We start from the raw sequence: 3640 nt of genomic DNA on the forward strand, positions 1-3640 counted from the left end.
CCATTGACGGCGGCGAAGGCGACCGGACAAAGCTCGCGGCTGCCGCCGGTACGAAGATTCGTGTTGCTGACGATGACACCTGGTCCGACATCTTCAGCAAAATTTTGGTGGAGTACGTTGAACCAAATCTGGGGCGGGAACGTCTTACGCTACTCTATGAGTATCCGTTGCCGGAGGCAGCATTGGCGCGTGCGGCCTCATCCGACGCCCGCGTCGCCGAGCGTTTCGAGATCTATGCCTGCGGTGTCGAATTGGCGAATGGATTTGGCGAATTGACCGACGCAGCCGAGCAACGCCGTCGTTTTACGCTGGCCATGGACGAGAAACAGCGTCGCTACGGCGAACGTTATCCGCTGGATGAAGATTTCCTGGCCGCGGTGGCGAGCATGCCCGAGGCGAGCGGCGTCGCGCTTGGTTTTGACAGGCTGGTGATGTTGGCAAGCGGTGCAACGGCGGTTGATCAGGTGGTGTGGATGCCGCCGATTGGAGAGACATGAGCAGTAGCGTCACTATCAAGCCCGCGACGATGCTGCGCGAGCCAGCGGAATTGGTCGCTCGCGGCCTTGTGCCGGTCGAGGATCTTCCCGCTCTGGAAAAAGTCGCAGCGCGCTATGCCATAGCGGTCACGCCCGAGGTCGCGGCGTTGATCGATCCCGATGATCCATTCGATCCGATTGCAAGACAATACATCCCGAGCGCGGAAGAACTGGCGGTTCAGGGAAACGAAAAGCCCGATCCGATCGGCGACGAAGCGCGCTCGCCGGTATCCGGCATCGTGCACCGCTACCCTGACCGGGTGTTGTTCAAACTGGTGCACGTCTGCGCAGTGTACTGCCGGTTCTGTTTTCGTCGCGAGATGGTTGGACCTGGCAAGGCAACTACGCTTTCGGAAGGGGCTTACAACAACGCACTGGCCTACATTCGCGCGCATCCGGAAGTATGGGAAGTTATCCTGACCGGCGGTGACCCCCTGATGTTGTCGGCGCGGCGGCTTTCCGAGATAATGGCGGACCTCGCACGGATCGACCATGTCAAAGTCATCCGTATTCACACCCGCGTGCCGGTCGCCGAACCCCAGCGCATCAATGACAAGATAGTTGCCGCGTTGAAGGTCAAGGGCGCCACGACGTGGGTGGCGCTCCATGCCAATCACGTCCGGGAGTTGACGCCGAATGCACGCGCCGCTTGCGCCGCCATCATCGATGCGGGCATTCCGATGGTCAGCCAATCGGTGCTGCTACGGAGGGTCAACGACGATCCCGCCACGCTGGAAGCGCTCATGCGGGGCTTCGTCGAGTGCCGGATAAAACCTTATTATCTGCATCACGGCGATCTCGCGCCGGGGACTTCGCATTTGCGAACGACGCTCGCGCAGGGTCAGGAAATCATGCGCGCCCTGCGCGGCCGGGTGTCCGGACTGTGCCAGCCGGAATTCGTGGTCGACATTCCCGGTGGCCACGGCAAGTCGCCGGCCGGTCCAAACTATCTTTCGGTCGAAAAATCTTTTTCCGGAGATCGTGAACAGGTTGCCGAAACCCGCTATCGTATCGTGGATTATTGCGGTGACGTTCATCTCTATCCGCCGGGTCCGTGACCTGGGCCGGATGGGCTGGGCATCAAAGACGGAAGAAGCAGATGAGAAAAATTTTGGTGACGGCTACATTTCTGATGCTGACGATCGGTCCGGCGGCGGTTGCTCAGAGTGGCAATTCGTCATCGGGCAAGCAGGGACCATGGCCCGCGCCCGTCGGTCACCGCCAGCCGCGGGCCGACCAGGTGCCGTCGGAGAAGGATAACTCCAGCGCCGACGCCGCCATGAAGCGTGAAGATGCCGAGCTTGACCGCAAGCTCAAGAGCATCTGCCGAGGCTGCTAGATTGACCCGATCACGCGTGGCGCGCGGCAAGCGCCACGCCGATCAGCGATGCTCCGCCAAATAGCAGGTTGACGCCGACCAAAAGGCCGATCGCCCACAGGGCAGATCCCGGCAGTCCCGTGATGATGATGATTGCAATCAAGAGGTCCATGAGGCCCGCGACCAGCAGCCATGACCACCGTCCCGACAGTTCACGCCGATGCTCCAGCGCGTACATGATGGTGGCCACGCCTTCGGCGAGGAAATAAGCGCCGACAACGATGGTCAGGGTCAGCGTGCCCTGCGCCGGCTGTGCCAAGAGGATAAGGCCTGCAAGGACTGCGAGCGCGGCCGAAATCAACGACCACCAGAAGCCCGGCATCTCACGCGCCCAGAACGTCAACGCGAGTCCGGCGATGCCGCTGATGAGGAACAGCCATCCCAAAAGGATTGTTATAGCGAGACTGGCGGCGGGCGGCACAATCATTGCGGCCAATCCGAAAATCACCAGCAGAATGCCTTCGATCAGGAACGCCTTCCAGTGTTGACGGACAGCGGCCTGCATCTTTGTTGACAGCTCGGCAGCATCGCGGGGAACGGTCATCGAAATCTCCCGGTACGGTTTCCAGCCAGAGTGACGCACTTCTGTGACGGCGCGACTATAGCGCGTCCCAGGCCCGCGTCAGCCCCCGACCAGGGGAGGGGCAGCTATGAAGCGTTGGTTCGCAGCCGCTCGCGGCCGAGAAAATAGACCGCTGTCGTGATCACCAGTAAGACAAGACCCACGAGGATGGACAGAAGGCCGATCGGAACGAGAACGTGCGTCATGTTGCGATCCGGATTGAGCAGCCAGCGATGCAGCGACGACAGCACGAAAGCGAGGCCGACAAAGCCCGTCCCGCCACCCACCACCAGCAGGGCCCACATTCGGCGGAGCTGGCTGAGCCGTTCGCGGGCAAGATCGGTCCGAGGGGCATGGTGACGTCCCACCCGCCGGATCAGGCGCGCGGCAAAGGCAATCGAGGAAAAGCCGATCAGGATACTGGCCGAGCCGAGCAAGAGGCGGGACGTGTTGTCGATGTCTGGGTTTCTCTGCAATGTCAGCAGCGGAAAATCGAAGGCCGCATGCAGGCCGACCGGGCCCGCCAACACGAGAATCCAGCTTGTGATGCGCGCCCAGTCGCGATGATGACGGTGGGCGCCGAGTGCGGTGCCGGATCGTGCGATTGCGAGGTAGGCGCCGGCGATGATCCCGAGCGCCCCGTGAAACGGAACGGTGAGAATGCTGCGCAAGGCGGCCAGCGATTGCCACATATCGGCGTGCTGAACGAGGTAGGCGAGATTTTCGTAAGCCGCGAAACCGAGACCCGCGGCGGCGCCATAGATCACCGTATCCATCGGATCGGTGAAGGGTCTCCGCCAGGCGGAAACCATCGCAATGACCAGGATCTTGACGGCTTCCTCGGGAAGCGCGACGCCGAAAAGCGAGTGAAGTCCTTGCGCAAGCCATTGATTTCCAGGCGCGGTCAGAAGCGCCATGAAGGGGGGGCGGATCAGTGCAAGTAAGGAAATGCTGGCCGCACCGAGGAAAAAAGCGGTCCACACTTTGACCGGCGGTCCCGGCCGCTCGCCTGCGGCGACCACCAGCCAGAGAATGAGCAGCGCCGGCGCAATGGCTGCCGTTCCAACGACCGTCGGGAGTGATTCAAGGAGAAGCATTTACTGGCTCTATTCTAACACCCGCATGCCGCCAAGGCTGGCGGTCTTCGCGATCGCCGTTCCGCTC

Annotated in this window: 5 protein-coding genes; 3 read left to right on the plus strand and 2 right to left on the minus strand. The window is 61.6% G+C overall.

All coding sequences use genetic code 11. The features are described 5' to 3' along the window. From WB528_RS01525 to WB528_RS01535, 3 genes are all read left to right on the plus strand, one after another. On the plus strand, nt 1–497 hold a 497-nt coding region (locus tag WB528_RS01525), incomplete at its 5' end, for an amino acid--tRNA ligase-related protein (RefSeq protein ID WP_423886667.1). After that, nucleotides 494–1594 carry a lysine-2,3-aminomutase-like protein gene (locus WB528_RS01530; protein WP_423886668.1) on the plus strand — a complete coding sequence of 367 codons (1101 nt, stop codon included), beginning with the start codon at nt 494–496 and terminating at the stop codon, nt 1592–1594. The genes WB528_RS01525 and WB528_RS01530, both read left to right, overlap by 4 nt. Before the next feature lie 41 nt (nt 1595–1635). Then, a complete protein-coding gene (locus WB528_RS01535) occupies nt 1636–1875 on the plus strand; it encodes a hypothetical protein (protein WP_423886669.1) in 240 nt (79 codons plus the stop codon). Nucleotides 1876–1885: 10 nt separating this feature from the next. Here the strand turns inward: WB528_RS01535 and WB528_RS01540 are convergent, their stop codons facing one another. Then, the gene (locus WB528_RS01540) at nt 1886–2458 is read right to left on the minus strand and encodes an HdeD family acid-resistance protein (protein WP_423886670.1); all 573 of its coding nucleotides are present in this window, start codon (nt 2456–2458) and stop codon (nt 1886–1888) included. Nucleotides 2459–2562: 104 nt separating this feature from the next. Then, complete coding sequence (locus tag WB528_RS01545) at nt 2563–3573, minus strand: PrsW family glutamic-type intramembrane protease (RefSeq protein WP_423886671.1); 1011 nt, start codon at nt 3571–3573, stop codon at nt 2563–2565. Nucleotides 3574–3640 lie beyond the last annotated feature (67 nt).

This window comes from Bradyrhizobium sp., assembly GCF_049586575.1.
Classification (GTDB): domain Bacteria; phylum Pseudomonadota; class Alphaproteobacteria; order Rhizobiales; family Xanthobacteraceae; genus Bradyrhizobium.